Annotated in this window: 7 protein-coding genes, 1 other RNA gene and 1 pseudogene; all 9 read right to left on the bottom strand. The window is 58.6% G+C overall.

From position 1 onward, the window contains the following. A pseudogene (locus ACTTKG_RS09160) lies at positions 1-593 on the bottom strand (hypothetical protein); the annotation flags it as partial. A gap of 1 nt (position 594) precedes the next feature. Continuing rightward, a complete protein-coding gene (locus tag ACTTKG_RS09155; RefSeq protein ID WP_442673901.1) occupies positions 595-1,263 on the bottom strand; it encodes a DUF2815 family protein in 669 nt (222 codons plus the stop codon). 35 nt (positions 1,264-1,298) lie between these two features. Then, on the bottom strand, positions 1,299-2,453 hold the full coding sequence (locus ACTTKG_RS09150) for a DUF2800 domain-containing protein (protein WP_442673900.1): 1,155 nt from the start codon (positions 2,451-2,453) through the stop codon (positions 1,299-1,301). Then, positions 2,453-2,911: a hypothetical protein gene (locus ACTTKG_RS09145; protein ID WP_442673899.1), complete on the bottom strand. Its 459-nt coding sequence runs from the start codon at positions 2,909-2,911 to the stop codon at positions 2,453-2,455. Before ACTTKG_RS09145 ends, ACTTKG_RS09150 begins: the two co-directional genes overlap by 1 nt. Positions 2,912-3,475: 564 nt before the next feature. Beyond that, positions 3,476-3,607: a hypothetical protein gene (locus ACTTKG_RS09140; protein WP_442673898.1), complete on the bottom strand. Its 132-nt coding sequence runs from the start codon at positions 3,605-3,607 to the stop codon at positions 3,476-3,478. After that, positions 3,604-3,969: a DUF4406 domain-containing protein gene (locus tag ACTTKG_RS09135; protein WP_442673897.1), complete on the bottom strand. Its 366-nt coding sequence runs from the start codon at positions 3,967-3,969 to the stop codon at positions 3,604-3,606. Before ACTTKG_RS09135 ends, ACTTKG_RS09140 begins: the two co-directional genes overlap by 4 nt. Continuing rightward, positions 3,966-4,088: a hypothetical protein gene (locus ACTTKG_RS09130; protein ID WP_442673896.1), complete on the bottom strand. Its 123-nt coding sequence runs from the start codon at positions 4,086-4,088 to the stop codon at positions 3,966-3,968. Before ACTTKG_RS09130 ends, ACTTKG_RS09135 begins: the two co-directional genes overlap by 4 nt. Continuing rightward, on the bottom strand, positions 4,085-4,465 hold the full coding sequence (locus tag ACTTKG_RS09125) for a helix-turn-helix transcriptional regulator (protein ID WP_442673895.1): 381 nt from the start codon (positions 4,463-4,465) through the stop codon (positions 4,085-4,087). The genes ACTTKG_RS09130 and ACTTKG_RS09125 overlap by 4 nt, the downstream gene beginning before the upstream one ends. Before the next feature lie 81 nt (positions 4,466-4,546). Then, an RNA gene (locus ACTTKG_RS09120) (hammerhead ribozyme type II) lies at positions 4,547-4,611 on the bottom strand. Positions 4,612-4,726: the final 115 nt, after the last annotated feature.

Genomic DNA, 4,726 nt, shown 5'->3' with positions numbered 1-4,726 from the left:
CGATCATAGACCGCCATCTCCGTCACCACATCCTGCGCGTTGTACGCTTTGAAGAGCGCCCACTTCTCAAGATCGTGCTTCGGCAGGTTGCGCATTCGACCGCCGTTTCGTTTCGTCGGCTTGCATGGCACACAGAAATACCGGATGAGCGCCGCTCCACTCGCGAGCTTCTTTTTGTCCTGCGGCAGCTTGAGCGCCGCGCCGATCTTGGAAAGCCCGGCAGGAAGCCCTAAGTAAGCGCCGTGGATCAGCGTACAAGCCCACGCTGCAGGGCGTATGTCGAATCCCGCACGCAGGAGGCATTGTATCTCAAACGCTGCATTGTATGCGTGCTTTACGACATCCAGATTCGTCAGATCGGCGATCACCGCAGCGGGAATCGTCTCGCCTTGCGCGAGGTCAACGACATGCACAGCGCCGAAATCATAGGCATAGGCAAAGAGCAGCACCTCGAACGCGGGGTCTTCCACATACTTTGCGATGCCGAGCGTGATGTCCGTCTCGCTGTAAGTTTCTATATCAACCGATAAGTGCTTCATGATCTTCTCCAAAGGCGAATAGGGGAGCATATCACTCCCCTCGCCAGAACCCATATCACATCGGCGCTCCCGTCACGGGATTGACGCCTGTCCCGGGCGCTGCAGCATACGCAGCAGGTGGCACGGGCGCTGCTGCAGCGGGCGCATGATACGAATAGCCGCCGACTTGAGGAGGCTCCGGCGCACCGAACACATCGTCCGCCGACGGCAGCTTACCGCCCAGCGGCTCGCCGTCCGCCACCTTCTGCACGGGGCCGAGCCCTGCGCCGATGCCCATCGACTCATTCGCGTAGAAGTAGAAATTCACGAGCACGTTGACGAACATGCCGCTGTAGATCTCGCTCTGGTTCATGATCGGGTTGCGCCCCAGATCCACGACATCCACAGGACCCTTCGACTCCGGAAGGCTTGCCGTGAACACCCAATGCCCTTTCGCTTCAGCGCCATACTCCTTGCCCGTCGGGGAAAGCCCGTCGCCGTCGTGGATGACCGTCTTCGGCTGCATCGGCACGCGGCTGCCGAACTTCTCGCGTCCGACGCGGATCGCCGCCTCGATCGCCGCGTCAATCGCCTGCTTCTGTATAGCATCCGACTTCGGCAGAAGAATCGTGCAGCTGTACTTCTTCTCTTGATTCGGATTCCTCGACGTCGCCTTGTCGAAGCGTACATAAGAAAGGCGTACATTTTTCAAAAGAACATCCGTCGGTCTCATCGTGTAACCCATGATTCATTCATCCTTTCAACTTGTGTCCTGTGACCTTAAAATACATCCGCCGCTTTGGCGGCATTCGTAATTGCCGGACGCTTATCCGCCTCCGGCGCGAGTGCCGGCTTGCCCGGCGTCTTTACCACCATGTCGCCGACAAGCTCCGTGAACAACTTCTTGCCGATTGTCTTCTCCGCTTGCGCGAGCGTCAAGGGGCGTCGCTCATATAGGACAGCCTCCTCGACGCCGCCTGCGACGAGCTTTTCAAAAGCGGCATCACCGTCCGTAAAGGCGCGGCTACCGCGCCCTTCGACCGCCTTCCAGCCGGGTACCGCATGACCTTCGAGGCATTCTGCCAGCGCGTGTTCCTCTAAGTCCTCTGCCCACTTTTTGAGCATCTTTGCGTCATGAAGGAGCGCCCCCAGTTCGTCGAGCGTCAGAAGCCTCGGATCGGCACGCGCCTGCGCAAGCTCCGTGAACGAAGCGAAATGCTCGCTGCGTGCCTTGCACGCATACTTCGCACGGCAGAAGCGGCAATGCTCGCCGGGGTTGAACTGTCCTGCATCCGACAGTGCTTCCTGCGCTTTCGGGCGGACGACCGTCTTCCCCCAATCGAGCAGCGCATCCGCGCTCATCTCGAACTCGCTGATGTTTCCGACGCGCGGCTGCACGATTGCCATCTTTACCGTTTTGAATTGATAGAGCATCGTATAGTCGTGCATCGCGCCCAGCGCGTAGAGCATCATCTGCGGGTTCTTCGCCGCATCGACAACGACGCCCTTGCCGTGCTTGTAGTCGATGACGTGCAGCACGTCTCCCGCCAGCAGCAGGCAGTCTGCCGTGCCGAAACCCTCCGGCGCGTAGTCGCTGAAATTGACGCGCCGCTCGATGGTGATCGCCGGAGCTGTCGGATAAGAGAGCGCGACGCTCTTGATGTAGTCCAGGTAAGCCTCGCTCGTCTCCAGCATCTCCGGCTGATACAGCTCATGCTTCTTGAGCGCATTGAGCTTCTTCGTGTACGTTCCCTTCGCCATCGCCGTCACATACTTCGTGAGCTTCAGCTCACAGATCTCATGCGCCAGTGTTCCTTCACGCGCATACTCGCTTATCGTATCCGGGAACGTCTCCTCAAGCTTCGGCGCTGCCGTGCAGACGAGCCAACGATGTGCGCTTGACGCCGACAAAAGCGCGTGCGCTGCCGCGCCCATCAGAGCCGCGCCCCCAGTGCGCGGAAGTCGGCGGCGAGTGCGCCGTACTGCTCGGCAGGCACCCGCGTCAGATCCTGCGCACCGTACTTGGCGAGCACCTGCTGCAGATCCGCCATGCGTCCTGCATCGAGGAGCGGCATGACCGCCTTTTGCAGCTCCGCGAGCGAGTACTGCTGCGGCGCTGTCGCCAAGGGTACCGCCGCTGCAGGAGCGGCAAGCGTAGGAGCCGTCGGCACGGGTTCAGTCGGAGCAGGCGGAGCAGGCGCCGGCGGCGCAGGAGCAGCGGGAGCCGCCGCAGCCGTTGCAAGCACAGCTGCGTGCGGCACGACGGGCGCTTGCACCGCAGAAGCAGCAGCCACAGTCGCTGCGCCGCCCTGCCCGCGCTCGATCGCCTGCGCCATCGCCGCGACCGCCTGTGCTAAAGAATCCAGACCGTGAATGTTCACCGTGATTTCCATGTAGATTTCCCCCTTGTTTCATGATATACTTGTTTTGATGTGATTTCCTTTGCGCCTCTTGTCGGTTGCCGCCGCTTGGGGCGCTTTTTCTTTTGGCGCTCTCGCCGTCAAAAGCGAATATGTCTTCTATTATTGTGTTCAGAATGTCGGCAGCCGCCTTTGCCCGCAGATACGTCCGAAACGGTTCGCGCGACTGCCGTATCGCCGCAATAAGCGCGTATGTTGCCAAGGCAACGACCTCGTTGATTTTCCCATGCGCACCCACGGGCACCGAACCCTCGGACAACTCTGCGACACAAAGATGTACCTTGCTGTCGTGGAGCTTCTCGGAGATCGCTTTGAACTCTTCTTCCGTCATGATTCCTCTCCTACGTTCACGGGTTTTTTCTTTCCACATTTCCGTAAAAAATGTACCGCCATTTCCTCTAAATCTCGCAGGGATTTTGTATCCAACGCCCGCGGTGGATCAAGCATCAGCACTCCGCCACTTGGGCAAATGTGTAGACCGGATACAATCGCTGTCGGTATGCGATTCTTTTCTCTCGATTCCATCTCTATCGCCTGTCACCCCATCACATCCATAGCGGCAGCGACGGTCGGACAATACTGCTCGATCTCTGCTGCCGTAAGCCCCTGACGGCGATCGGCATCGCAAAAAATCTCGATAAGCTCCTGTATGCGTGTTGTCTCTGTCATATCGCCATCTTCTCCTCGTGCTCCGCTTTGCTCTCAACCTGTGCCCATGTAGCCGCATAGGCTCCAACTCCATACCAACGCGGCAACTGCAACTGCTTCGCTGTATACGCCTCGAAACGGCATCCTGTGCTCTCTTTCCAGTCTCCGCAAAATACGATGCCGTCGCACTCGGTAAGCTCTGAAAGGCAATGCGCCATCACGTCAGCGTATGACAGTCCCTCAAATCGTCCCGACAGCCTGCCAACCGGGTTAAAAAACTCCGCATTCGGCGTCGCCTGCCGCAGTAGCTCCTCGGCTTTCAATGCACACTCGCGATTTTTCTCCTCGTCGCCTGTGTACGGGTGTGCGATGTAGATTCTCATGCCGCTTCACTCCTGTCAAAAATCATACTTTCCACTATGCCATCCTCGTACTGGACGTGCATCACGGCGATATTTTCCTTACGCCAGCCGACCATGCGGCGAAGTCTCTTTCCTTTCATGCCTCTACCTCCCATCTCTTGCCCAGCGGTCCCGCGTACTTCTTGTGTCGATGGATGTACTCCACCACCCAGCTGTACGGAATCCGCCTGCGGTCGCTTCCTCGCTCCACGATGTAGGCGAGATCGCCCGCATCCATGCGCTTCTTTACGGTATCTACAGAGCAGGCAAGCAGCTCCGCTACCTCATTCGGGCGCAACAGCCGCTCTTGCGGCAACTCTGCGGGCATCTGCGGCAATGTTGCCGCTTCTTGCAGCTTCGCCAGAATCCGCTCCGTCAGCTCATCCATGCGAGCCTTGTCCCGCTCCGCGACGATTCGCGCAACGCCCTCTAAAAGCGGTGCGAAGAATTGCGCTGTCGGATCGACTTTTCTTGGCACACCTTTCACCCCCTCATGCAGACCTGTTCCCCGCCGAACACTTGCGCTTCTACCATGATTCGCCTCGATACGAAGCGGGACGCTTGCCTGCCATCATCAGCGCAGGACGGCTATCCCCTGCGGACGCCCAGAAGGGCGTTTCGGCTTACGTTAATGCCATAACCACAAACACACCCTCTTCTGCCGCTATACGTTCAGAAATGCGTATGGCGGCGTTTTTGGCTTCGACGGGTGTTGCAAAGCAGCTCGCAAGCATTACGA

Source organism: Selenomonas sp., from assembly GCF_052169755.1.
Taxonomy (GTDB): Bacteria; Bacillota; Negativicutes; order Selenomonadales; family Selenomonadaceae; genus Selenomonas.
Note: the sequence above shows the minus strand (reverse complement) of the source record. Positions and strands in the feature narration are given on the sequence as shown.